General features: G+C 67.9%; 24 protein-coding genes. 5 read left to right on the plus strand and 19 right to left on the minus strand.

The genetic code is table 11. The features are described from left to right. Position 1 precedes the first annotated feature (1 nt). From ACN0RJ_RS20655 to ACN0RJ_RS20675, 5 genes are read left to right on the plus strand one after another with little or no spacing between them, the layout of a single operon-like run. Positions 2–301: a (2Fe-2S)-binding protein gene (locus tag ACN0RJ_RS20655; protein ID WP_417722403.1), complete on the plus strand. Its 300-nt coding sequence runs from the start codon at positions 2–4 to the stop codon at positions 299–301. Beyond that, positions 249–734: a bacterioferritin gene (bfr, locus tag ACN0RJ_RS20660; protein WP_417722402.1), complete on the plus strand. Its 486-nt coding sequence runs from the start codon at positions 249–251 to the stop codon at positions 732–734. Before ACN0RJ_RS20655 ends, bfr begins: the two co-directional genes overlap by 53 nt. Next, entirely contained in the window at positions 694–2,244 is a 1,551-nt protein-coding gene (locus ACN0RJ_RS20665; RefSeq protein WP_417725517.1) for a di-heme oxidoredictase family protein, read from the plus strand. Before bfr ends, ACN0RJ_RS20665 begins: the two co-directional genes overlap by 41 nt. Beyond that, complete coding sequence (locus ACN0RJ_RS20670; RefSeq protein WP_417722400.1) at positions 2,245–3,234, plus strand: imelysin family protein; 990 nt, start codon at positions 2,245–2,247, stop codon at positions 3,232–3,234. Positions 3,235–3,237: 3 nt separating this feature from the next. Further along, complete coding sequence (locus tag ACN0RJ_RS20675) at positions 3,238–4,317, plus strand: DUF1513 domain-containing protein (protein WP_417725518.1); 1,080 nt, start codon at positions 3,238–3,240, stop codon at positions 4,315–4,317. 137 nt (positions 4,318–4,454) lie between these two features. Here the strand turns inward: ACN0RJ_RS20675 and xylB are convergent, their stop codons facing one another. The 19 genes from xylB to dctP form a co-directional block, all read right to left on the minus strand. Continuing rightward, positions 4,455–5,900, minus strand: a complete 1,446-nt coding sequence (gene xylB, locus ACN0RJ_RS20680) for a xylulokinase (protein ID WP_417725519.1) — start codon at positions 5,898–5,900, stop codon at positions 4,455–4,457. A gap of 3 nt (positions 5,901–5,903) precedes the next feature. Beyond that, positions 5,904–7,370: a mannitol dehydrogenase family protein gene (locus ACN0RJ_RS20685; RefSeq protein ID WP_417725520.1), complete on the minus strand. Its 1,467-nt coding sequence runs from the start codon at positions 7,368–7,370 to the stop codon at positions 5,904–5,906. A gap of 32 nt (positions 7,371–7,402) precedes the next feature. Continuing rightward, on the minus strand, positions 7,403–8,176 hold the full coding sequence (locus ACN0RJ_RS20690; RefSeq protein WP_417725521.1) for an L-iditol 2-dehydrogenase: 774 nt from the start codon (positions 8,174–8,176) through the stop codon (positions 7,403–7,405). Next, positions 8,173–9,174, minus strand: a complete 1,002-nt coding sequence (locus ACN0RJ_RS20695; protein WP_417722395.1) for an ABC transporter ATP-binding protein — start codon at positions 9,172–9,174, stop codon at positions 8,173–8,175. Before ACN0RJ_RS20695 ends, ACN0RJ_RS20690 begins: the two co-directional genes overlap by 4 nt. Before the next feature lie 15 nt (positions 9,175–9,189). After that, the gene (locus ACN0RJ_RS20700) at positions 9,190–10,020 is read right to left on the minus strand and encodes a carbohydrate ABC transporter permease (protein ID WP_417722394.1); all 831 of its coding nucleotides are present in this window, start codon (positions 10,018–10,020) and stop codon (positions 9,190–9,192) included. A gap of 13 nt (positions 10,021–10,033) precedes the next feature. Further along, positions 10,034–10,906, minus strand: coding sequence for a carbohydrate ABC transporter permease (locus tag ACN0RJ_RS20705; protein ID WP_417722393.1), 873 nt, complete (start codon positions 10,904–10,906; stop codon positions 10,034–10,036). A gap of 167 nt (positions 10,907–11,073) precedes the next feature. Further along, entirely contained in the window at positions 11,074–12,390 is a 1,317-nt protein-coding gene (locus ACN0RJ_RS20710) for an ABC transporter substrate-binding protein (RefSeq protein ID WP_417722392.1), read from the minus strand. A 103-nt stretch (positions 12,391–12,493) separates the two neighbouring features. Beyond that, the gene (locus ACN0RJ_RS20715) at positions 12,494–13,453 is read right to left on the minus strand and encodes a sugar-binding transcriptional regulator (protein ID WP_417725522.1); all 960 of its coding nucleotides are present in this window, start codon (positions 13,451–13,453) and stop codon (positions 12,494–12,496) included. Next, the gene (locus ACN0RJ_RS20720; protein ID WP_417725523.1) at positions 13,434–14,132 is read right to left on the minus strand and encodes an HAD family hydrolase; all 699 of its coding nucleotides are present in this window, start codon (positions 14,130–14,132) and stop codon (positions 13,434–13,436) included. Before ACN0RJ_RS20720 ends, ACN0RJ_RS20715 begins: the two co-directional genes overlap by 20 nt. A gap of 83 nt (positions 14,133–14,215) precedes the next feature. Beyond that, positions 14,216–15,142, minus strand: a complete 927-nt coding sequence (locus ACN0RJ_RS20725; RefSeq protein WP_417725524.1) for a spore coat U domain-containing protein — start codon at positions 15,140–15,142, stop codon at positions 14,216–14,218. Continuing rightward, the gene (locus ACN0RJ_RS20730; protein ID WP_417725525.1) at positions 15,139–17,409 is read right to left on the minus strand and encodes a fimbria/pilus outer membrane usher protein; all 2,271 of its coding nucleotides are present in this window, start codon (positions 17,407–17,409) and stop codon (positions 15,139–15,141) included. Before ACN0RJ_RS20730 ends, ACN0RJ_RS20725 begins: the two co-directional genes overlap by 4 nt. Positions 17,410–17,593: 184 nt before the next feature. Then, positions 17,594–18,034, minus strand: a complete 441-nt coding sequence (locus tag ACN0RJ_RS20735) for a molecular chaperone (RefSeq protein ID WP_417722387.1) — start codon at positions 18,032–18,034, stop codon at positions 17,594–17,596. A 56-nt stretch (positions 18,035–18,090) separates the two neighbouring features. Then, positions 18,091–18,585: a spore coat U domain-containing protein gene (locus tag ACN0RJ_RS20740; RefSeq protein WP_417722386.1), complete on the minus strand. Its 495-nt coding sequence runs from the start codon at positions 18,583–18,585 to the stop codon at positions 18,091–18,093. Between the two features lie 151 nt (positions 18,586–18,736). After that, complete coding sequence (locus ACN0RJ_RS20745; protein ID WP_417722385.1) at positions 18,737–19,192, minus strand: MarR family winged helix-turn-helix transcriptional regulator; 456 nt, start codon at positions 19,190–19,192, stop codon at positions 18,737–18,739. A gap of 83 nt (positions 19,193–19,275) precedes the next feature. Beyond that, positions 19,276–20,796, minus strand: coding sequence for a malonate--CoA ligase (locus ACN0RJ_RS20750; protein ID WP_417725526.1), 1,521 nt, complete (start codon positions 20,794–20,796; stop codon positions 19,276–19,278). Further along, complete coding sequence (locus tag ACN0RJ_RS20755) at positions 20,777–22,057, minus strand: malonyl-CoA decarboxylase (protein ID WP_417722383.1); 1,281 nt, start codon at positions 22,055–22,057, stop codon at positions 20,777–20,779. Before ACN0RJ_RS20755 ends, ACN0RJ_RS20750 begins: the two co-directional genes overlap by 20 nt. Continuing rightward, positions 22,054–23,370 (minus strand): TRAP transporter large permease, encoded by a 1,317-nt coding sequence (locus ACN0RJ_RS20760; protein ID WP_417722382.1) that lies wholly within the window; start codon positions 23,368–23,370, stop codon positions 22,054–22,056. Before ACN0RJ_RS20760 ends, ACN0RJ_RS20755 begins: the two co-directional genes overlap by 4 nt. 3 nt (positions 23,371–23,373) lie before the next feature. Continuing rightward, positions 23,374–23,919, minus strand: coding sequence for a TRAP transporter small permease (locus tag ACN0RJ_RS20765; RefSeq protein ID WP_417722381.1), 546 nt, complete (start codon positions 23,917–23,919; stop codon positions 23,374–23,376). 60 nt (positions 23,920–23,979) lie between these two features. Continuing rightward, entirely contained in the window at positions 23,980–24,960 is a 981-nt protein-coding gene (dctP, locus tag ACN0RJ_RS20770; RefSeq protein ID WP_417722380.1) for a TRAP transporter substrate-binding protein DctP, read from the minus strand. Between the last annotated feature and the right edge of the window lie 118 nt (positions 24,961–25,078).

A 25,078-nucleotide genomic window follows, 5' to 3' on the forward strand; every position in this document is an offset into this window, starting at 1 on the left:
GATGATCGTCTGCAGCTGCCAGAACATCTCGGACCGCGACATCAACGCCGCCATCGACTGGATGCGCACGGCGGATCCGCAGACGATCATCACCCCCGGAAAGATCTACCACGCGCTCGGCAAGAAGGCGGATTGCGGCGGATGCATGCCGCTTTTCCTTTCAACCATGCGTGGAAACGATAATCTGGAAGTACCCATGCACCTCCGCGGCCTGCGTCAGCGCCGCGGACCAACACAGGGAGAGAGGCATGAAGGGCGACGAGAAGGCCATCGACTATCTCAACAGGGCACTTCGCTCTGAACTGACCGCGGTCAGCCAGTACTGGCTGCATTTCCGCCTTCAGGAAGACTGGGGCCTCGGCCGCATGGCCAAGAAGAGCCGCGAGGAAAGCATCGAGGAGATGCACCACGCGGACAAGCTGATCGCGCGGATCCTGTTCCTCGGCGGGCACCCCAACCTGCAGAAGCTCGACCCGCTGCGAATCGGCCAGACTCCGAAGGAGACGCTCGAGGCCGATCTGGCCGCGGAGCAGGAGGCACGTGCGCTCTACGCCGAGGCGCGCAAATACTGCAACGAGATCGGGGACTTCATTTCCATGAAGCTCTTCGAGGAACTGATGGCGGACGAGGAAGGTCACATCGACTTTCTCGAAACCCAGCTCGATCTCTTCGAAACGCTTGGAGCGGAGAAATATGCGCTTCTCAACGCCTCGCCGATGGACGAGGCCGAGTAAGGCCGTTCTTGCCGCCGCCCTTTGTCTGGGCGGTGGCCTTTCCGCCGCGACGACCCTGCCCGACCCAGGCGACCCCCACCTGACCGTCATCCCCCGGACTGCCGAGGAAGCGGCGCGCATCGCCGCCGTGCTTGCACCCGTGACGGATTTCTCCGCCCCCGAACCGTTCGAGGCCCGCCCCGCCGGGGCCGCGACCGTGCGTGCGCGCCGCGATGCGGAGGCGTTCTCGCAGCCCTCCGCCAACCTCGAAGCGGGGCGCGCCGCCGATTTCACGCTCGGCAGGGGGCTGTTCCGCAAGCTCTGGGTGTCGTCGCCCTCCTCGACGCTGGCCTCCGACGGGCTGGGTCCGCTCTACAACGCGCGCGCCTGCCGGAGCTGCCACGTGAAGGACGGGCGCGGCCACGCGCCGGACGGGCCCGGGGATTCCGCCGTGTCCATGGTGCTGCGCGTTTCCGTCCCCTCGGACGAGGTCCCGACCGACATTCCCGACTGGATCGCCACCGCCCCCGATCCGGTCTATGGCGCGCAGCTTCAGGATTTCGCCACCCCCGGCCACGCCGCCGAATTCCGGCTCGGCGTGCGGTACGAAGAGATCGCCGTCGCCCTCTCGGGTGGAGAGACCGCCAGCCTGCGCAAACCCTCCTATGATGTCGAAAGCCCCGGCTACGGCCCGCTGGCGCCGGGGGCGATGCTGTCGCCCCGCGTCGCGCCCCAGATGATCGGCCTCGGCCTGCTGGAGGCGATACCGGCCGCGGATATCCTCGCCCACGAAGACCCGGAGGATGCCGACGGAGACGGCATTTCCGGACGCGCGGCGATCGTACGCTCGGTGGCCTTCGACCGCTCCGTGCTGGGCCGCTTCGGCTGGAAGGCCGGGGTGCCGACGGTCTCCGAGCAGACCGCCTTTGCCTTTGCCGGGGACATGGGCATCTCCAGCCCGCTGCATCCGGCGATCTGGGGCGATTGCACCGCCAACCAGATGGCCTGCCGCGGCGCGCCGGGCGGGGCGGGGGATGCGCGCGGGTTCGAGATCGACCGCCCGGCGCTGGACGTCGTGACCTTCTACAGCCGCAACCTCGCCGTGCCCGCCCGGCGCGGCGAAGGCGAGCCCGAGGTGCTGCACGGCAAGCGGGTCTTTCACGAAACCGGCTGCGCCGCCTGCCACGTGCCGAAATTCGTCACCGCGCGACTGGCGGACCGGCCCGCGCAGAGCTTTCAGCTGATCTGGCCCTACAGCGACCTGCTGTTGCACGACATGGGCGACGGGCTGGCCGACAACCGCCCCGAAGGCCGCGCGACCGGGCGCGAGTGGCGCACTGCGCCGCTCTGGGGCATCGGGCTGACCGAACGGGTCAGCGGCAATGGGTCCTACCTGCACGATGGTCGCGCCCGCTCGATTCTCGAGGCGATCCTGTGGCATGGTGGCGAAGCCGCCGCGCCGCGCGACCGCGTGATCTCCATGCCGCCGCCCGACCGCGCCGCCCTCATCCGCTTTCTGGAGAGCCTCTGAATGACACGACCCCTCATCCCCTCCCTCGTCGCCCTCTGCCTCGCCCTTCCGGCACAGGCCGGGGTGCAGGAGGCGCTGGACCTGCATATCCTTCCCGGTCTCGCCCGCTTCGACGAAGCCGCGACGGAAATGGCCGAAACCGCCGCCGCCGACTGTGCGCCCGAAGCCGTGCAGCCCGCCTACCAGGCCGCTTTCGACGCCTGGACCGCGGTGGGCGACATCCGCATCGGCCCCTCCGAAACCGGCGTGCTGTCCATCGAGTTCTGGCCGGACACGCGCGGGTTCACCCCCAAGACCCTGTCCCGCCTGATCGCCGACGAGGACCCGGTCGGTCGCGATCCCGTGGCCTTCGCGGACACCTCCATCGCCGCCCGAGGGCTCTTCGCGCTCGACCTCATGCTCTACGATCCCGCCTATGCCGGCTATGCCGAGGGCGATTATTCCTGCGCGCTGGTGCGCACGATCACGCGCGACCTCGCCCGGCAGGCCGGGGCACTCGACGCCGCCTGGCGCGAGCAATACGCCGATGTGCTGACCTCGGCCGGGGCCGAGGGCAACGCCACCTTCATGACCGAAGGCGAGGCGGTGCGGGCGATCTACACCCAGATCCTGACCGGTCTGGAATTCACCGCCGACAATCGTCTCGGCCGTCCGCTCGGCACCTTCGACCGCCCCCGCCCGACCCGCGCCGAAGCCTGGCGCTCGGGCCGCTCGCTGCGCAACGTGGTGCTCGATACCGAGGCCGCGGTGAGCCTGGCGCGGGCGTTGTCCGACACCGACCTGCCCGCGACCGATGCCGCGCTGGAGCGCGTCCGGGCCGAGGCGGCCAAGGTCGAGGACCCCGCCCTTCAGAGCGTCGACGATCCCTCCGGGCGGCTGCACGTCGAGATCCTCCAACAGAGCGTGCGCTCGGTGCGCGACGCCATCGAAACCGAGATCGGTGTCCGGCTCGGCATCACCCCCGGCTTCAATTCCGGGGACGGAGACTGACCCATGACCACCTCACGCCGCACCTTCCTCGCCAGCCTTCTTGCCGCCTCCGCCGCCCCCGCGACCGGCTGGGCCTCGGTGGGCGATCCGACCTATCTCGCGGCGGCACGGGAGGCGGACGGCAGCTTCGTGCTGGTCGGCCTGCGCGACGACGCGACCGAAGCCTTCCGCCTGCCGCTGCCGGCGCGCGGCCATGCCGCCTGCGCCCACCCCACGCGCGCCGAGGCCGTGGGCTTTGCCCGCCGCCCCGGCCGCTATGCCCTGGTCATCGACTGCCGGGACGGCACGCTGCTGCACGAGCTGACCCCGCCGGAGGGGCGCCAGGTCAACGGTCACGGGGCCTATGCCTCGGACGGCTCGCTGCTGTTCACTTCCGAGCAGATGGCCGACGGCAGCACCGGGCTGGTCGGGGTCTGGGACGTGCGCAACGGATATGCCCGCATCGGGGAACTGCCGACCCACGGCATCGGCCCGCATGAATTGCGCCTGATGCCCGATGGCCGCAGCCTCGTCATCGCCAATGGCGGTCTGCTGACCGATGCCTGGGACCGCGCCGTGCTGAACGTCGACACGATGCAGGCCAGCCTGTCCTATGTCGATTTCGGCGGCACCCTGCTCGACCAGGTCGTGCTCGAGCCGGAACTGCACCGGAACTCCATCCGCCACCTCGCCCTGCGGCCCGACGGGCTGGTCGGCTTTGCGATGCAATGGCAGGGCGAAGAAGGCGCCGCCCCGCCGCTTCTCGGCCTGCACCGGCGCGGCGAGCCGGCGCGGCTCTGCGACGCTCCGTTCGGCGACGAACTGGTGATGGACGGATATGCCGGAAGCATCGCCTTTTGCGGCGACGGATCGGAAATCGCCATCACCTCGCCCCGCGGCGGGCGCCTGCACCGGTTCTCCGAAACCGGCGCCTTCCTAGGAGCAGTGTCGCGCACCGACGTCTGCGGCCTCGCCACCCACGAGCGCGGTTACATGGCCAGCGACGGGCTCGGCGGGCTGATGCTGGTGACCGGGGCAGAAACCGCGCCGCTGCGCCGCGCCGAGGATGCCTGGGACAACCACCTCGTCCGCATCGCGGGATAGGCGGGCGTTGCCCCGAAAAAGATGCCTCCGGCGGGGATATTTTGGGCCAGAAGAAACCCGGGGGGACCGCCCCTGATCTTCTTCTGGCTTCAAATATCCCGGGGAGGACGCCGCAGGCGGCCGGGGCAGCGCCCCTCTTACTGGATGGCCTTCACCCCGTGATAGGCCGGGCCGAAGCGGTGATAGGCCTCGTCGAAGGCCGCCACGAGATCGGCGACCGGTTCGATCACCTCGCCCGTCTCCGGCGCCGTCATGACATCCGCCGGCGCTTCCTTCGTCGCGGCGAGCCGTCCCAGGCGTGCGGCCCCGAGGGCCGCGCCGAATTCGCCGGCCGCGGGCAGGTGCAGGGGCACGTTCAGCACGGTCGCGATCAGCCGGAGCCAGTAGCGCGAGGCGCTGCCGCCGCCGATGGCCAGCAGGTGTCGCAGGTCCGCGCCCGCGCCGCGCAGCGCCTCGGCGCTGTCGCGCAGGCCGAAGCTCACGCCTTCGAGCACCGCGCGGGTGAGATCGTCGAGCCCGGTCTCGGCGCCGATGCCGGTGAAGGCACCGCGGATCGCGGCGTCGTTGTGCGGGGTGCGCTCGCCCGAGAGGTAGGGCAGGAAACGGACGCGGCCCGGGGCCTTGAGGCATTCGCCGAGCGGGGCGGTCAGTTCGGACGGCCGCTTGCCCGAGATCCGGGCGAGCCAGTTCAGGCTGTCGGTGCAGGAGAGCATCACCCCCATCTGGTACCACTGCCCCGGCACCGCGTGGCAGAAGGTGTGCAGCGCGCTGTCCGGGTCCGGATGATAACCGTCGCGGGCAGCGAGCAGCACGCCGGAGGTCCCGAGCGAGACGAAACCGTCGCCTTCCCGCAGCACGCCGGTGCCGCAGGCCGCCGCGGCATTGTCTCCCGCGCCGCCCGCCACGATCACCGTGCCGACGCCCCATCGGGTGGCAAGCTCGGCACGCAGCGTGCCTGCCGCGTCGCAGCCTTCGACGAGGCGCGGCATCTGATCCCGCCGCATGTGCCCGGCGGAAAGCAGCAACTCCGACCAGTCGCGCCCGCCGACGTCGAGCCAGGAGGTGCCCGCGCTGTCGGACATGTCGGCGACGTGGTCTCCGGTCAGGTACCAGTTGAGATAGGCGGCCGGCAGGAGCACGCGGGCGGTGCGGGCAAAGGCCTCGGGCTCGTGCGTGCGCAGCCACTCCAGCTTGGGCGCGGTGAAGCCGGGAAAGACGATGTTGCCCGACAGGTCGCGGACCCGCGGCGTCGCGTCCAGCGTCGCCGCTTCGGCAAAGCTGCGGGTGTCGTTCCACAGGATGCAGGGCCGGATCACCCGGTCCCGGTCGTCGAGCAGGGTGGCGCCGTGCATGTGGCCCGCCACGCCGATGCCGCGCAGACCGGGCCATTCCGGGCGCGCCTTCAGCTCCTCGACCGCCGCGTCGAGCGCGGCGATCCAGTCGGCGGGGTCCTGTTCGGACCAGCCCGAATGCAGGTGGGACACCTCATAGTGGCGTTCGGCCGAGGCGACGGGGGCGCCCTCGTCATCGGTCAGCAGGGCGCGCAGCCCCGAAGTGCCAAGGTCGATGCCGAGAAATGCCATGGGTCAGCCTTTCAGGTAGGAGGTGACGGCTGCGGCGACCCCGTCCTCCAGGACCCGGCGCAACCAGAATGCGAAACGTACCTCAAAGGACGAATCGCCGGCAATTTCGCCGTAGACGCTGTGTTGTTCAAGCCATGCTTTCGGGCGGTCGACCGCCGCCGCCGAGAGTTGCACAAGCCGGCTCCAGTCCGGATCGTTGGGGGCGATGGGGCTGCCGTCCTCCATCGTTCCGGCGCAGTAGCGGCACCAGAGCGCGGATTCCAGCGCCAGCCCGTCGATCGGGACACCCGACCGCAGCCCGTCCGCGATCGAGGGCACGATGAATTTCGGCTGCCGGTTGGAACCGTCGAGGCAGAGCCTGCGCGTGGTGTCCTTGACCGCCGGGTTGGAGAAGCGCGTGTCGATCAGTTCGAGATAGGCTTCGGGGGTGAACTCGGGCACCGCGTGGACGTGGGGCAGCACCTCCTCCTCCTCGACCTTGCGGAAGAAGGCATGCACCAGCGGGTGGGCCATCGCCTCGTCCGCCAGCCGGCAGCCGAGCAGCGCACCGGAATAGGCGATGATCGCATGCCCGCCGTTGAGGATGCGGATCTTCATCCGCTCGTAGGCGTGCACGTCGTCCGTGAAGGTCACGCCGACCTCTTCCAGCCGGGGACGACCCTGCGGGAAATTGTCCTCCATCACCCACTGGCGGAAGGGTTCGCAGGTGACGACCACCGGGTCCTCGATGCCGAAGTCCGCGGCGATGGCGCGTTCGGTGTCGGTGGTGGCGGGGGTGATGCGGTCGACCATGGAATTGGGGAAGGCGACCCGGGCGATGATCCAGTCCGCGAAGCCGGGATCGGAGAGGCGCGCGGTGCCGGTCACCGCATCGCGCGTCACGTCGCCGTTGCCGGGGATGTTGTCGCAGCTCATCACGGTGAAGGGCGGGGTGCCCGCCTCGCGGCGTGCCCGCAGCGCCGCGACGATGGCGCCGAAGACGGTGCCGGGAGCGTCCGGCGCGCGGCCGTCGGCGACGATGTCGGGATGCGTCGGATCGAAGGTGCCGGTGGCCGGATCGACATAGTAGCCGCCCTCGGTCACGGTGAGCGAAACGATGCGGGTGGCGGGGTCGGCCATCCGTGCGATCAGCGGACCGTTCGCGGGCGCGACCTCGACGAAGTCGATCATCGCGCCGGTGATGCGCGCGCTCTGTCCCTCGGGGCCGAGCTCGATGACCGTCGACAGGCAGTCCTGCGCCAGCAGCGTCTCGCGCATGCGGGCATCCGGTGCCCGGACCCCCGCACCGCAGAGCGCCCAGTCGTGATCCAGCCCCTTGTTGAACAGGTCGTCGAGATAGACCGCCTGGTGCGCGCGGTGAAAATTGCCCAGGCCCACGTGCACGATGCCATGGCTCAGCGCCGTGCGGTCGTAGGAGGGCAGGGCGACGCGCGGGTCGAGCGCGTCCAGTCGGGTCTGGAGCAGTTTCATTTTTGCCTCCGTTTGATCCGTCGGTGGGACGGTCAGCTCATCCACTGGCCGCCGTCGACATTGTATGTCTGGGCCACGATGTACTCGGCGTCGTCGCTGGCCAGGAACACCGCCATGCCCGTGAGGTCGTCGGCGGTGCCCATGCGGCCGAAGGGGACGGACTCGCCGACCTCGCGCTTCTTCTGACCGGGGGCCTTGCCCTCGTATTTCGCGAAGAAGGCGTCGACGCCGTCCCAGTGTTCGCCGTCGACCACGCCGGGGGCGATGGCGTTGACGTTGATGCCGTGCCGGATCAGGTTCAGCCCGGCGCTCTGGGTGATCGAGATCACCGCCGCCTTGGAGGCGCAGTAGACCCCCACCAGCGATTCGCCCCGGCGCCCCGCCTGCGAGGCCATGTTGATGATCCGGCCCTTCACGCCCGCGTCGATCATGTGCTTCGCCACCGCCTGCATGGTGAACAGCACGCCGGCGACGTTGATCGAGAACACCCGGTCGTAATCGGCGCGCGTGATCTCGACCAGCGGCGCGGCGGTGAACAGCGCGGCGTTGTTGACCAGGATGTCGATACGGCCGAGCTGCGCGACGGTTTCCGCCACGGCGGTGTCGATGCCGGCCTGCCGGGAGACGTCCATTTCGACCGCGATGCAGCCCTCGCCGATGGCGGCGGCGGTTTCGCGGGCGCGGGCGATGTCGATGTCGGCAATCGCCACGCGCGCGCCTTCGGCCACGTAGGCGCGGGCAAAGGCCTCGCCGATGCCGCGGGCGGCCCCGGTGATCAGCGCGGTCTTGCCGGTCAGGCGTGTCATGCGCGGAGCCCCTTGTCGTCGAAGCGGTGCACCTTGGTTTCGTCGGGCGTGAGGAAGATGGTGTCGCCGTGCTTGACCGGCAGTTCGCCGTCGACGCGGACGGTCATGGTTTCGGTCAGTCCGGTGTCGTGGACATGCAGGAAGGTGTCCGAGCCGAGGTGCTCGGCCACGCCGACCCGGCCCTGCCAGGTGCCGCTGGTGGTCGAGGCGGCGATGTGTTCCGGGCGCACGCCCATCTTGGCCGCGCCGTGCTGGGCCGCCGCGTTGCCTCCGAAGATGTTCATCTTGGGGGAGCCGATGAAGCCCGCCACGAACTCGTTCCGCGGTGCGTGGTAGAGCTCCAGGGGCGAGCCCACCTGCTCGATGTAGCCGGCGCGCAGCACCACGATCTTGTCGGCCATGGTCATCGCCTCGACCTGGTCGTGGGTGACGTAGATCATCGTGGTGGCCAGGCGCTTGTGCAGTTCCATGATCTCGAGCCGCATGCCCACCCGCAGCGCCGCGTCGAGGTTCGACAGCGGCTCGTCGAAGAGGAAGGCATCGGGCTCGCGCACGATGGCGCGGCCGATGGCGACGCGCTGCCGCTGGCCGCCCGAAAGCTGGCCGGGACGGCGGTCGAGGTAGTCCGTGAGGTTCAGCGCCTTGGCGGCGGAGTCGATCCGTCGCTTCTGCTCGTCCTCGGGCATGCCTGCCATCTTCATCGGGAAGGCGATGTTCTTGCGCACCGACATGTGGGGGTAGAGCGCGTAGCTCTGGAACACCATGGCCAGCCCTCGCTTGGCGGGGGGCAGGTCGGTGGCGTCGTTGCCGTTGATGCGGATCTGACCCGAGGTCACGTCCTCCAGCCCCGCGATCAGGCGCAGCAGGGTGGACTTGCCGCAGCCCGAGGGGCCGACGAAGACCACGAACTCGCCATCGTCGATGGTCAGGTCCAGCGGCGGGATGACGTTCACTTCACCGAAGCTCTTCGTCACCTTGTCGAGTGTAATGCGTCCCATGTGAATGGTCCCCCCTTATTTCACCGCGCCGAAGGTCAGGCCGCGGACAAGTTGTTTCTGGCTGAACCAGCCCATGATGAGGATCGGTGCGATGGCCATGGTCGAGGCCGCCGAAAGCTTGGCGTAGAACAGTCCCTCCGGGCTGGAATAGGAGGCGATGAAGGCGGTGAGCGGCGCGGCCTTGGCGGCCGTGAGGTTCAGCGTCCAGAACGCCTCGTTCCAGGCGAGGATGATGTTCAGCAGCAGCGTCGAGGCGATGCCCGGCACGGCCATGGGGGTGAGGACGTGGATGATCTCGTCCCTGAGGCTCGCCCCGTCCATCCGCGCGGCTTCGAGGATCTCGCCGGGGATCTCGCGGAAGTAGGTGTAGAGCATCCAGACGATGATCGGCAGGTTGATCAGCGTCAGCACGATCACCAGGCCGATGCGCGTGTCCAGCAGCCCGAGGTTGCGGAACAGCAGGTAGATCGGCACCAGCACGCCCACGGGGGGCAGCATCTTGGTGCTGAGCATCCACATCAGCACGTCCTTGGTGCGCTTGCCGGGGACGAAGGCCATGGCCCAGGCGGCCGGCACGGCGATGATCAGGCCGATCACCGTCGAGCCCACCGACAGGATCACCGAGTTCCAGAAGTGGCGGAAGTAGTTCGACCGCTCCTGCACGGTGGCGTAGCTTTCCAGCGTCCATTGCGAGGTCAGGACCTCGATCGGGGTCTTGATGGCGTCGCCCTCGGTCTTGAACGACAGGATGATGATCCAGAGGATCGGGAAGAAGATCGCGAGTCCGACGATCCAGGCGACGACAGTCACGATCGCCTTGCGTTGGTTTGTTACGGCGCGGGCCATGATGCTCCCTCCCTCAGGCGTCGAGGTTCTTGCCGATCATCCGCATCAGGAAGATCGCAACGATGTTGGCGAGGATGATGGCGACGACGCCACCGGCGGAGCCTCCGCCCACGTCGAACTGCAGCAGTGACTGCACGTAGACGAGGTAGGTGAGGTTGGTCGAGGCCGTGCCCGGTCCGCCGTTGGTGGTGACGAGGATCTCGGCAAAGACCGACAGCAGGAAGATCGTCTGGATCAGGATCACGACGGTGATGGCGCGGGCGAGGTGCGGCACCATGATGTAGAAGAACCGCGACAGGGCGCTGGCGCCGTCCATCTCGGCGGCCTCCAGCTGTTCCTGGTCGAGCGATTGCAGCGCGGTGAGCAGGATCAGCGTGGCGAAGGGCAGCCATTGCCAGCTGACGATGCCGATGATCGACATCAGCGGTGCCTGGCTCAGGAAATCATAGGGTTGCAGGCCGAGGAAATTGGCGAGATGCCCGAAAAGCCCGTTCACCGGGTTCATGAACATGTTCTTCCAGACCAGCGCCGACACCGTCGGCATGACGAAGAAGGGCGCGATCACCAGGATGCGCACGATGCCCTGGCCCCAGAACGGCTGATCCATCAGCAGCGCGAGCAGCGTGCCGCCGATCACCGTGATGATGAGCACGCCGACGACCAGCGCGATGGTGTTCCACAGCGCGGAAAAGAATGCGGGGTCGGTCAGGAAGAAACGGTAGTTGGTGAAGCCCGTCCATTCCTCCATCCCCGGCATGAGCAGGTTGTAGCGCAGAAAGGAAAAATAGAGCGTCATCGACAGCGGCACGATCATCCAGCCGAGCAAGAGCAGAACGGCGGGAGAGATCATCAGCCTCGCGGCGGCGCGGGAATGCTGGGTGGCCATGGCGCGGGTCTCTCGTCTGGTCGGTGTGACACGCCCGGAACCGGAGGAAAGGGACGCGGCGGCGGTCCGTGCGCGCGGGGCACGGCGGGGGCGGCAGTCCGGTCGGGTTCGGGCGCAGGGAAAAGGGACGCGGACCGACGATGCGGCCCGCGCCAGGGAGGAGGCGGTTACTTGATGTAACCGGCCTTCATCATCTCACGCTCGGTGAGTTGTTGTGCGTTGGCGAGCGCCTGCTCAGCCGTCACCTGACCGGCAAGGGCTGCCGAGAACTGCTGGCCCACGGCCGTGCCGATGCCCTGGAATTCCGGGATCGCCACGAACTGCACGCCGACATAGGGAACTTCGTCCACGGTCGGGTTCTGCGGGTCCGCCGCGTTGATCGATTCCAGCGTCATCTGCGCGAAGGGGGCGGCGTCCAGGTAGTTCTGGTTCTCGTAGAGCGAGGTGCGGGTGCCCGGGGGAACGTTGGCCCAGCCTTCCTTCTCGGCGACGAGGGCGGTGTATTCCTTGGAGGTCGCCCATTCCACGAAGGTCTTGGCGGCGTCCTCGTTCTGGGTGCCCGCGGGGATGCCGAGGTTCCAGGCCCAGAGCCAGTTGCCGCGCTTGCCGAGACCCTTGTCCGGTGCCAGCGCGAAGCCGACCTGGTCGGCGACCGAGCTGTCGGTCGGGTTGGTCACGAAGGAGGCCGCGACGGTCGCGTCGATCCACATGCCGCACTTGCCGGTCTGGAACAGCGACAGGTTCTCGTTGAAGCCGTTTGACGACGCGCCGGGAGGGCCGTAGCTGTTCATCAGGTCGAGATAGTCGGTGAGGGTCGCCTTCCAGGCGTCGCTGTCGAACTGGGGTTTCCAGTCCATGTCGAACCAGCGCGCGCCGTAGGAGTTGGCCATCGCCGACAGGAAGGCCATGTTCTCGCCCCAGCCGGCCTTGCCGCGCAGGCAGATGCCGTAGATGCCCGCGTCCTTGTCGGTCATCGCGGCGGCGGCTTCCTTGATCTCGTCCCAGGTCGGCGCGTCGGGCATGGTCAGCCCGGCCTTTTCCATCAGGTCCTTGCGGTACATGACCATGGAGCTTTCGCCGTAGAACGGCGCGGCATAGAGGCTGCCGTCGACGGACAGGCCGCCCGCGATGGCCGGAAGGATGTCAGCGGAATCCCAGGAGGCCGGCAGATCGTCGAGCGACACCAGCCAGCCGCGCTCGCCCCAGATCGGAACCTCGTAGGTGCCGATGGTCATGACGTCGAACTGGCCGCCCTTGGTGGCGACGTCCTGGGTGACGCGCTGGCGCAGAACGTTCTCTTCCAGCGTGACCCACTCGACCTTGATGTCGGGGTGCTTGGCGTTGAAGTCGTCCATCAACCCCTGCATGCGGATCATGTCGCCGTTGTTCACGGTTGCAACCGTGATTGTCGTTTCGGCCATGGCAGCGGTGGAAAGCGCGGAAACAGCGCACGCGCCCATGAGGGCGCGGAGTGTGAAAGTCATGGAATTTCCTCCCGTTTGGCACTGAGCATATGCTCGCGTGATGGGCAAATGCTCACCAGAGGTAGCGAGTCGTGTCAAGCCCGTTTTGCAGGCAGTGCATGGCTCAATCGCCCAGAAGTTCGGCGGCAGTCAGTTCGTCGGTGATCAGGCCCTGGATCAGTCGCCCCTTCAGAGCGGCGCGCAAGGCCTTGATCTTGCTCACTCCTCCGGCAATGCAGATCACCGGGCTGGTGTTCGCGGGAACCCTCACGCCGACCATGAAATTGTTCAGCGGATGATCCAGATATTGCCCCTCGGCATCGAAGACATGGCCCCCGATTTCGCCCGCGGCCCCCGCATCCTGGAGGCTCTTCAGCTCGTCAGAGGTGATGAACCCGTCGACGTAGAGGGGGGCATCGGCGGCCATCTGGCCGATTCCGACCACCGTGACGTCGGCCTGTTCGGCCAGGGCACGGGAGGCGACGACATGCGGCAGGGCGCGGTAATTGGCGAATTCGGCCTCGTCCCGCGCCATCACCGGCACCGACATCGGGTAATGCGGCGCGCCGGTCTTGTCGGCGATGCGCATGATGACTTCGTAGAACGAAGCCGACCCGTCAGGCGCGACATTGCCGATCAGCGACACCACCTTGTGATGCCCGCCGGGCACCTGCTGCATGTTATCGACCACGGCGCGCAGCGTCCGCCCGGTGCCGAGCGCCAGCAGCTTCGGCGTCTCGTCGGCAAAGATCCGTTCCAGCTCCGGCGCCGCGAATGGCGCGATGGAGCGCAGCGCATCCGGTGACCCGCCGCTGCGCGGAGCGACCCGGGCCCGCAACAGCCCGAAGCGGTGACGCAGGCGGCGTTCCAGGTCGAGACATTCGGCGATCGGATGGTCGATGCGCACCCGCACCAGCCCCTCGGACAGCGCCCGCGCCACGAGGCGCTGGGCGCGCTGGCGCGAGATGCCGAGCTCTTCGGCGATGGCGTCCTGCCGCATCCCGCCGACGTAGTAGAGCCAGGCCGCCCGCGCGGCGAGATCGCTTTGCGGGGCCTCGGTCTCGTCAGGGCCGCGATGGTTCATGGTCCGGCTCCGGCTGGAAAAGGTGCGGCCCAAGATGGGGCATTTCGGCAAAGGACGCAAACCGGCGGTGCGGACGCGCTTCTGGAGGGATCGGCAGATCCAGCCCGACGAGGTGACTGCCGCCGGTGAAATGCCAGACCTCCATTCCCGCCGCGCGCCCGGAGGCGATCCCGGCGAGCGAGTCCTCGATCAGCAGGCAGCGCTCTGGCGCGACCCCGGCCTTTTCCGCCGCCCGCAGCGGCAGATCCGGCGCGGGCTTGCCGCGCGCGACCTCGCTCGCGGTGGTGATGCGGCCTTCGAACAGCTCGGTCAGCCCGACGATCTGCATGGATCGGGTGACCCGCGCGGGGCTGGAACTGGTGGCGATGCAATAGGGCACCCGGAGCGCCCCGAGCACCTCGCGCAGGCCGGGCATGACGGTCAGCCCGGTGCGGAAGCTCTCGAACAGCCGGGCGCGGTAATCGGCCTCGAATCCCTCGGGCAGGGTGATGCCGAATTCGGCGCGGATCTGGCTGATGACCACCGGGTAGGACCGCCCGAGGAAATGCCGCGCGATATACGGAAGGTCCACCGAAACGCCGTGCTGCGCCAGCTCCGCCACCAGCATCTTCGCGCTGATGACCTCGCTGTCCACGACCACGCCGTCGAAATCGAAGATGACAAGCTCTGCCCGGGTCATCCGCTGGTCGTCCCTCTCCTGCCTGACAGGCAGCGATAGCGCAATTCGCGCGACCTGACCAGCGCCCCGCGTGGCCGGCGGCGTCAGTAATTCACCGTGACGATGACGGAATCCGTGTAAGTTCCGATGCTTGTGGTTTGCCCCTGGTAGATGCGCCCGAACACCTCGTAGCGCTGCGTGCCGCCCGCGCCGCTGCCCGAAACCGTCTGACCGGGGGCGGTGCCCCAGGGCAGGGCGCGGGCGGCATCGCGGAACAGGCCGTAGGTCAGGCTGCCGAGACCGTTGAACATCCGCCGCGCGGCCGGGTCCGACCCGCCGCCCCGGCCCATGCCCAGCGTCACCGAATAGGGCGTGCCCGCGGTGCAGCGGATGTCGATCGCGGCCGTCGCATCCGCCGGCGCGGTGCCCAGCCCGTTGATGCGTCCGAAGTTCATCGACCCCACGTCGAGTTCGCAGCTTGCCACCGCTTCGGCCGAGACGCGAAAGGCGGGCACCGGCTGGCTCTGGCCGAAGAGGTCGCAACTCAGGATGCCGTAGCTCATCTCGACATGGGCGGCGCCGGAAAACACGGAGTCGTAGGCGCCGGTGGGGATGGCGGTGCCGGTCGACAGGATCTCGCCGTAGAAGGGCAGGGTGGCGCTGCCCCGGCCCAGCACGATGGGCACCAGCATGTAGACATCCCGCATCACGCCGAAGGCGTTTCCGTAGCCGCCGAGGCGCAGCTGGTAGGCCAGGCCCTGACCGCCGCCGCGCAGGTAGCGCGGGTTGTTGTTCGCCCCCGCGCCGCCGGACCCGGCGCCGAAGCGCAGGCAGACCCCGACCGCCGAGACCAGCGCGTTGGAACAGGTGACCTTGATCGTTCCCGAGCTGCGGTTGACCGCCCCGGAACGCAGGCTGACCGCGCCGAAGCTGAGGTCGCTGACCTGCGCCTCGCAGCTTTCGGCCCGCGCCGCGCCGGGGTGAAACGCCGCCATCGCCAGCAGCAGGGCAAGGGCGAGGCGCAGCATCATCGGCAGGTCACCGGGTCGATCAGATCCTGCAGGGCGCCGGCATCGTCATGGGCGAAATGCGCGGTGCAGCCCCCGGAGGCCAGCTCGACCTTCAGCGTGTTGCGCGGCCGTGCGTCCTCGATCCAGGTTTCGCCGTCATAGCCCACATAGGTCTCGGTTCCCGAGCCGTTGGCATAGACCACGGTTCCCGCCGGGAGGACGCGGCCCGATGCGTCGCGCAGCACCACCAGCACCCCGCCGCCCTGCGATCCGCCGAAGCTGAGGTACTGCCCCGAGCGGCGCGAGGGCACCACGTCGATCGCCGACACGCCCAGCGTCGCCTGTTCCGGCAGATCGCGCACATTGACCGAGACGCGGTTGCGCCGGTAGGCATTCAGACCGTTCACCAACACCCGGCCGCGGGCGTTGCTGCGCGCGACGGGGCGGTTGTCGAGATAGACCGGAACGTCTTCGACGCCGACGTCGATCACCGCGAAGCCGTCGCGGATATGGTTGCCGAAGGCCAGCGCGCCGCCGGTGAAGGCCACCGCGCCGTCAAGCTGCCCGCGCATGTAGGTGCTGCCGCTGTCGCTCTGGACCTCGACCGCCATTTCCCCGTAGCGGGCGCGCAGGTCGCCGCGCGCGCGCAGCGGGGTACGGCCGTCTTCCTTGCGGGCGGCCTGCACCTGGTAGCCCCAGGCGCCGAGCCCTTCGCCCATGGTGCGGCTGACCGACAGATCCTGCGTCGCCTCTCCGCGCAGGTCGGTATAGGCCGAGGCCTGCGCATAGGTGCGCTTGCCCAGTTTCCAGGACAGGCCGAAGGACACCCGGGTGTCGTCGGTTTCGAAGTTGTAGGCGCTGTTCACGCTGAACGACCCGCGCCCCCCCGCGAGCGGCGCCCCGAAGGAGACCGAGGCGAGCTGGTCGCTGGAATTCTCGCGCTCGGCCCGGACGTAGGACAGGCCGAGGCGGCGGCCGGATTTCAGGATCGGAATGCCGAGCGAAATGACGTCCTGCCGTTCGGCCACCTCGAGCAGGGAGCCGGAGCTGGCCAGAGTGCCGCCGAGATAGTCGAGCCCGGTGACATAGGCGAGATCGGCAAAACCCTCGCCGGTGCGGGAGGTGCTGGCATTGAGGTCGATCTTGCCGATCTGGGTGCGCAGCCCGAGTTGCAGGAACTCTCCGGTTTCCCCGGCGAACCGGCTCTGCGCCGCCGCGACCGAGACCTCGGCGAGCGAGAACGGCACCGCGGTCAGCCCGGCGCCCCAGAGTTGCAGCTCTTCGGTGGCCGAGACATGCGCCTCGACCGTGACCTGCTTGGTCAGCCCGTAGCGCAGCGAGGAGGTCAGCACCGTCGGATCGCCGTAGTCGTCCGAGGTGAGGCCGAACCCTTCGCGCGGCTGGCCGATGGCCAGCGAGTAATCCGCCATGCCCTGTTTCAGCAGCGAGGGCGCGGCAAAGAACGACACGGTTTCGCGCCGCACCTGTCCATCCGCCCCGCGCACGAGGATCTGGGCGTCGCCGCCGCCCTGGATCGGCAGGTCTTCGAGCCGGAACGGCCCGTCGCTGATCCGGGTGGAAAAGACGCGGTTGTTCTCGATGAAGACGTCGACCGAGGAGGGCACCGCCGCCGAGCCGTCGAAGGACAGCCGCTGGTCGGTCACGAGATCCGAGCGCAGGTCGAAGTTGCGCCGCAGCTCGACCCCGCCGAGCCGTACCGGGCGGTGCCAGGTGGGACCGGAGGTGGTGAAGTCACCGAAGGTCAGCGTCAGCGCCTTGTCCGGCAGATCCATCTTGAGCGCGGTTTCCAGCCGGATCGCCGTCTCCGGCCCGTCGCCGGACATCGGGCGGCTGTAGATCCCGGTCGAACCGAGCTGGCCGAAGGGCGCGAAGATCCAGCCGTCGAGGCTGGCAAAGATCGTCCCGTCCGCCTTGGCATAGGCATCGCCGAAGCCGTGCTCGCCGACCAGCGAGTAGTTCATCGCCGCGCCCCAGCTTGCATCCGCCGGTTCGAACCCCGGCTTGCGCGCGGCCGAGACGACCTCGGGCAGGAGCACGGAATAGGGGGCCGAGATGTGGATCGCCTGGGCGCGTTCGTCGTAGCGCCAGGTCAGCCCCTCGATGCTGTCGAGGGGCACCTGCTTGGAAATCCCGAGCGGGGCGCGGATGCCGAGCTGTTCCAGCTCCGAGCGGGTGGAGGACATGTCGCTGCCGTCCAGCGCGCCCTCGAATTCCGCGACGAGTTCGGTGTCCCGCCCGTTGATCGTCACGGACAGGAAAAGCGGCACGGGTTCTCCGCTGCCCGCATCATAGATGGACGCAGTCGTCTGCAGCTCGTCGGTGGTCTGCGGTCTTGCCGCCGATCCCACGAGAGCCGCGCACAGAGAGAGCCCCAACGCTCCGGCGCGTATCGTCATGGTTCTGGTCCCCGTCCGGCGCGGGCCTGCCGCGCCGGTAGCCGGTCCTGAAGGTTCAGGACGTGAAGCACATCGGCACGGAATGCCGGACCTGAAGCTTGACCGCCTGGCCGGACTGTTCCTTGCCCGGAAGCCGGTCGACGAGGACGCGGTAGCATTCCTTGCCGCGCACCGCCCGCTTGGAGGTCCGCACGAGCCGCACGGTCAGTTCCTCGCGGGGGCGCAGCTTGGCCATCGGCGGGCTGACCACGACGTCGCGGGTCGGCTTGATGTGCGAGGGGTCGCGCCCGTCCCAGGCCACGACGCGCAGTTGCACGACCGAGGATTCACGGCCGTCGGCCTTGATCGTCAGCGTGGTCTGCCGGGCGGGTTTCGGGATCGTCAGCGACGTCGGGGAAACGGCGACGCTTTCGGCATGGGCAAGCGGCGGCGCGATCAGGAATGCCGCCAGAAGCGCGGCGCGAACGCCGCGGCGACGGAAGGTCGTGGTGGTCATGGTCTGCCTCGTTACTGAATTTTACTGCTTCGGTTTCTTGGTTTTTTGGGTGGCCCTCAGTAGCTGAGGGTCACCAGGATCGTATCGGTGTAGGCGCCGGCGTTGTAGTTGCCCGCGGGGATCTGGCCGTAGACCGGCAGGGCCACGGGAATGGCGGCGTTGACGGCGCCGTCGTAGAGCTTGCCGTCGACGGCAACCGCGCTGGAATGGCCGGAGTCGGTGAAGATGTCGTAGGGCAGCATGTCGCCGCCGGTGGATTCCATCTGACGCTTGCCGCCGGAGGCGTTCTCGCCGCTGCCGAGGGTGACGGTGATGCCGGGACGGGTTGCGGTGCAGACCACGGTCACGAGGCCGGGCACGGTCTCGTTCGAGGCCTGCGTGGTGTTGATGGTGGCAAAGGCAAGCGCCGTGCCGGCGGTCAGGATGCAGGTGTCCGCGACGACGGCGGTCACGCCGAGATTGGCGGTCGTGGACTCTGCCGCCGCGGCGGGCATGGCAGTCACGAAGGTGAGGGCAAGGGCAACTGCGCCCGCTACTGGTTTGATCGACATGGTGAATTCCTCATTATCACACTGGAGCGACAGCGTCGCCCAAAAACTGCATTTCGCATTAACCATAATGCGGTGTAATGAGACCAAACTTTGACGCGAAATTGGTGTTTTCAGGCTGCATCTTTAGAAAATGCAACCGGAAATAGTCGTTTTACCCGGTTTGGGAGAGCAGGCGTTCCAACCCGGCTTCGAAGTCGCGGAACATCGTGCCGAGCCGCGCTTCGATGTCGCGCTGATAGGCCATCGCGATCGGCAGCAGATCGGCCATCAGGCTGCGGCCCCGATCGGTGAGGGCAAGCCGCACGAGCCGCCGGTCGGTGCTGTTGATCGACTTGACGATGTAGCCGGCCTCTTCCAGACGCGACGCGGCACGGCTGACCTTTGATTTCTCCATGGCGACGCGGGCCTCGATGTCGCGGACAGAGACGTCGCCGGATTGCGCCAGGTGCACCAGGACCCGCCACTCCGGGATCGAGATGCCGAAGCGCGCGCGGTACTGCCGCGCCAGTTCCTCGCTGGTGCGCTGGGCGGCGACGGCCAGGCGGTAGGGCGTGAACCGGTCGAGATCGAAGTCGGGCAGGGGCGGCGGCGGTCGGTGATCTGGCATGGTCGGATCCTCTCGGGCGGTATTTCGCCCCGGAATGCCCCCGGGTGCAAGATCGCTCGCGCCGCGCCGCGCCCGCCGCCGGTTCAGGCCGGGGCCGCGAAGGTGTCCTTGTAGGTGTCGCGCAGCACGTTCTTCTGCACCTTGCCCATGGTGTTGCGCGGCAGTTCGTCGACCACCACGTAGCGGCGCGGGTGCTTGAACCGGGCGAGCGCGGCGCTCACCGTTTCGGCAATCGCCGCCTCGTCCGGCGCGGCGCCCTTTTCCGGCACCAGCACGGCGACGACGCTTTCGCCGAAATCCGGGTGCGGCACGCCGATCACGGCGCTTTCCCTGACGCCGGGCTGCTCGTCGAGGACCAGCTCGATCTCCTTCGGGTAGATGTTGTAGCCGCCCGAGATGATGAGATCCTTGTTGCGCCCGACGATGGTGACATAGCCGTCCGCGTCGACCATCCCGAGGTCGCCGGTCAGGAAGAAGCCGTCCGCGCGCAGTTCGGCGGCGGTCTTTTCCGGCATCTGCCAGTAGCCCTTGAAGACGTTGGGGCCGCGCACCTCGATCAGGCCCACCGCGCCCTGCGCGACCTCCGCACCGGTTTCCGGGTCGGTGACCTTGAGCTCGACCCCCGGCAGGGGAAAGCCCACGGTGCCGGCGCGCCGCTCGCCCTCGTAGGGGTTCGAGGTGTTCATGTTGGTTTCGGTCATGCCGTAGCGTTCGAGGATGCGGTGGCCGGTGCGGTCCTCGAAGGCGACATGGGTATCGGCCAGCAGCGGGGCGGAGCCCGAGATGAACAGCCTCATGTGCCGCGCCAGATCGCCGGTGAAGCGGTCGTCGTCGAGCAGGCGGGTGTAGAAGGTCGGCACGCCCATCATCGTCGTCGCCTTCGGCATCCAGGCGATCAGCGCGTCGATATCGAGTTTCGGCAGAAAGATCATCGCCCCCCCGGCGGCGAGGATCACGTTGGTCGCCACGAACAGACCGTGGGTGTGAAAGATCGGCAGCGCGTGCAGAAGCACGTCGTCGCCGGTGAACCGCCAGTGCTCGACCAGCGTCAGCGCGTTGGACATGAGGTTCGCCTGCGTCAGCATGGCGCCCTTGGATCGCCCCGTGGTGCCCGAGGTATAGAGAAAGGCGGCCAGGTCGTCTTCGGCCCGCGCCACCGTGTCGAAGCTGTCGGGCTGCGCGGCGGCGATCGCGGCAAAGCTGCCCGTCCCGTCCGCCGCGAGGGTTTCCAGCCGGGTGCCCAGCCTTTCGGCCACCGGCGCCAGCGCCGCCTGCTTGGCGGGATCGCCGACCAGCAGCTTCGCACCGCTGTTCTCGACGAAATAGGCAAGTTCTCCCGCCGTGTAGGCGGTATTGAGCGGCAGAAAGATCACCCCGGCCTGCACCGCGGCGGCATACAGCGCCAGCGCCTCGGGGGATTTCTCGATCTGGACGGCGACCCGGTCGCCCGGCTCCAGCCCGCAGGATGTCAGGCCATGGGCCATGCGCGCGGCCAGCGCGAGGAAAGCGGCATAGCTCAGGCGGCTGCCGTCGGGCAGGTGCAGGAAGGTGCGCTCGCTGCCTGCATGGCGGCCGAAGAAGGTGTCAAATAGCGGGTTGGTCATGCTCGGGCTCCTTGCGGGGCAGGGTCTTTTCCGCCGTAGCGGCGAGGGATTTCACGGAGGAAGTGGCGATCACCTCGCCCTTTGCGGCGAAGCGGTCGTGGTATTGGCCGACGCGGGCGAGATCGTAAAGGTAGTTCACCATCGCCCCGCCGCTCTGCCGCAGCCCGTTTTCCGAGGTGTCGGCCCCCGCATGCACCGCATGCACCAGCGCGCCGTTGCCGAGGTGGAAGCGGGCGACGGGATCGACCGGGGTGCCGTCGGGGCGTTTCGCGGACAGCAGGTAATGGGCGGCGAGACTCTGCATCCGCTTTGCGTCGCTGCCGTCCCAGATCACCTTGCCGGCTTCGAGCCAGCGCATCAGGCCGGGGATCGGGGACAGGGTCACGAAGGTCTTGAGGCCGGGAAAGGCCATCGACAGGTCCGACGCCACCTGCTTGATGAGCGAATTGCCGAACGAGATGCTGGCCAGCCCCGGCTGGCAGTTCGAGATCGAGTAGAACACCGCCGTGTCGGCCTCGGCCGGGGGCAGGGAGGTGCGGTCCTCGTCCAGCACCGCGCGGATCGAGGACGGAACCCCTTTCATCAGCGCCACCTCGACGAAGATCAGCGGCTCGTCCGGCATGGCGGGGTGGAAGAAGGCAAAGCAGCGCCGGTCGGGCGGCGCAAGGCGGCGGCGCAGGTCTTCCCAGCTCCGGATCGCGTGCACGGCTTCGTAGGCGATGATCTTTTCCAGGATATGCGCCGGGCTTTCCCAGCTGATCGGGCGCAACACGAGGAAGCCGCGGTTGAACCACGACCGGAAGAGATGGCGGAAATCGAGGTCCAGCGCCTGCAGCGCCGGTTCCTCGCGGCCCAGCCGCAGCAGGTCGGCGCGCATGCCCACCAGCAGCCCGGTTGCGCCCGGCACCTGGTTCAGGCGGCGGATCAGCTCCTGCCGGGGCGGTTCCGAGGCGGTCATGAAGGCGCGGTAGGTGCGCCCCGAGGGGTCCGCCTCGTAGGCATCCAGCGCCGCGCGCAGGGCGGCGGGATCGAGGTTCATCTCGCCCGCGAGGTGACGGAAGAAGGCAAGCTTCGCCGCGTCCGTCATCTCGGCGTAGCGTTGCAGGATGCGCGTCGCGGTCGCCAGCCCGGCGGTGTCCGAGACGGCGGCGGCCAGTTCGGCCGTCAGCGCCTCGGTCGGGCGGGGATCGCGGCGCAGGATCGGCCCCAGCACATGGCGGCGTTCGAAGACGGTGGACAGAAGGTCGGCGAAAAGTGTCACAGGGCGGTTCCCATCACGGCATCCGGCAGCCATGTGGCGATGCCGGGGAAGAGGCACAGCAGCACGATCGCCAGCACCATGCAGGCCACGAAAGGCAGGGAGCCGAGCAGGATGGTCCGGAGCGAGATATCGGGTGCGATGCCGTTGATGACATAGAGGTTGAGCCCCACCGGCGGAGAGATCAAGCCGATTTCCATGTTGATCGTCAGCACCACCGCGAACCAGATCGGATCGAAGCCCGCCGTCTCGATGATCGGCAGAAGAATGGGCGCCGCCATCAGGATCACCGCGACCGGCGGCAGGAAGAAGCCCGCGATCAGCAGGAAGACGTTGACCGTGCCCATCAGCACCCAGCGGTTCACGTCCAGGGTGCCGATCCATTCCGCCACCGACTGCGTGATGAAGAGCGAGCTGAGCATGTAGGAAAACACCCCGGCCGCCGCGATGATGAACAGGATCATCACCGATTCCCGGGTGCTGTCGCGCAGCACCACCCAGATCGCGCGGGGCGACCAGAGCTTGTAGATCACCATGGCGATGATCATGCAGAGCAGCGCCCCGACCGCGGCGGTTTCGGAGGGTGTCGCGATGCCGCCGTACATGGCGTAGAGCACGCCGAGGATGATGAACAGGAAGGGCAGGACGCGGGGCAGGATCTCGATCCGCTGACGCCAGGTGTAGCTGCCCGCCGACAGCACCGCCGCATCGCCCGAGCGCCAGGTGGAATAGATCGACCAGGCCATGAACAGCGCGACCAGCATCAGCCCCGGCATCACCCCCGCCAGGAACAGCCGCCCGATCGAGGATTCCGTGGCGATGCCGTAGACGATCATGGTGACCGAGGGCGGGATCAGGATGCCCAGCGTACCGCCCGCCGCGATGGAACCCGCGGCGACTCCGTCCGGGTAGCCGCGCTTGCGCATCTCGGGGATGCCCATCTTGCCGATGGCGGCGCAGGTGGCGGGGCTGGAGCCCGACATTGCCGCGAACAGCGCGCAGGCACCGAGGTTGGAAATCACCAGCCCGCCCGGAACCCGGGTCAGCCAGCGTTCGAGCGCCTCGTAGAGGTCGGCCCCCGCGCGGGTCGACGAGATCGCCGAGCCCATGATGATGAACATCGGGATGGACAGCAGAGCGAAGCTGTCGAGCTTGCCGAAGAAGATCTCCGGCATGAGTTCGAGCGAGCGCATCCCGTCGAAGACGATCAGGAACCCGGCCGAGACGATCAGCAGGCCCATGGCGACGGACACGCCGGAAAACAGCACCACGATGGTGGCGATGGCGACGAAGGCGCCCAGGATCAGCGGGTCCATGGATCAGGTCTCCAGGCCGAAGGGGGTGTCGACGCGGGTTGCCAGCGCCACGAGGTCGGCGACGAACTGCAACAGCAGCAGGCCGAAGCCCACGGGCAGCGACAGGTAGGGAATCCACAGCCGCACGCCCCAGACCGTGTCGGATTTCCAGTTCCTCTCCCAGGCGAAATGCCAGAACTCGAAGCCGTACCAGAACATCACGCCGGTGATGACGATGGACAGCACCAGCACGAAGAGCGCGAGGGCGCGGCGCGCGCCGGGGCCCAGGGTCAGCGGGATCAGGTCGACGTTCACATGCCCGCGCAGGCGCTGCACATAGGGCAGGCCGAGCAGCGTGGCGGCGATGACGAGGTAGACCACCGCCTCGGTCTGCCAGACGGTCGAGCCGTTCAGCACGAAGCGGATGAAGATCATCTGGCAGGTGATCGCCACCGCCGCGACGATCATCCCCGCCGAAATCCATCCCGCCACGGTCGATACCGCCGCCACCGCCCGCAGAAAGGGATTGCCCCCCGTGCGCGCGGTCGTTGCCGAGCTCTGGCCCGCCATGCCTGTTCTCCTGCCCTGTCCCCTGGGTGTCGGGGCGGCGCGCCGGCCGCCCCTGTCGTGTCACTCGACGGCGAGCGCCATGTCGAGAAGCTCCTGCCCGTTCGGCACCTCGTCGACGAAGGCCTTGTACGAGGTCTCCTCGGCGATCTTGCGCCAGGCGTCGAATTCCTCGGCGGTCATCTCGTCGATCTCGACACCGTTGGCCTTGAAGACCTCGCGGCTCTCGGCGTCCTCCTTCTTGGCCTCTTCGAGGTAGAAGGCCTGCGCCTTGGCCGAGGCATCGAGCAGCGCCTGCTGCTGCGCTTCGGAGAGCCCCTCGAAGGTGGACTTGTTCATCAGAAGGGGCTGGTACATGAACCACAGCGCATAATCGCCCGGCGGCGTGTAGCAGGCGACCTGCTCGTAGATGCGGTAGCTCACGAAGGACGAGGACGAGGTGTTCGCCGCGTCCAGCACGCCGGTCTGCATGGCATTGTAGATCTCGGACGAGGCCATGGAGGCGATCGACGCGCCGGCCCCTGCGAGCATCTGCTCGAACGCCTTGCCCGCCGCGCGGGTCTGCAGGCCGGAAATCTCGTCCGGGGCGGTCACGCACTTGTCCTTGCCGGCGAAGCCGCCCGCGAGATAGCCGTGGACCAGGACCATCACGTCGTCCCCCGCCATGATCTCTTCGAGCGCGCCCATGAAGTCGCTGTCGGTGAGGCGCGCGGCGTGGTCGTGGTTCTTCACCAGGCCGGGCATCAGGGTGAGGTTGTAGGCCGGCTGCTGGCCGCCCGCGTAGCTGAGCGGCAGCACCGTCATGTCGAGCTGGCCGCGCGACAGCGGGTTGTATTGCTCGCGTGCCTTGAACAGCGACTGGCTGCCGAAAATCCTGATATCGAGGTCCACGTCCGCCGCCGCGACCTCGTCGGCGACGATCTGGGCAACCTTGTGGCGCACGTCCTTGTCAGACCACTGGTGGGACAGGCGCAGTTCCTCGGCCTGAAGGGTGGTCGCAGCTGCGAGCAGGGCCATCGCGGAGATGGCCGTCCTGAGTTTCATCGTCATTGTCTCCTCCCAATCGGTCCGGATTCCCCGGTCCTGCGGGGAGGGTGGGGGAAGGTGTTTTTTGAGTCAACCTTTTTGTATACAAGAATTGCCAGATTGCATTTTGAAGGGC

This window comes from Salipiger sp. (assembly GCF_048261495.1).
Classification (GTDB): domain Bacteria; phylum Pseudomonadota; class Alphaproteobacteria; order Rhodobacterales; family Rhodobacteraceae; genus Salipiger.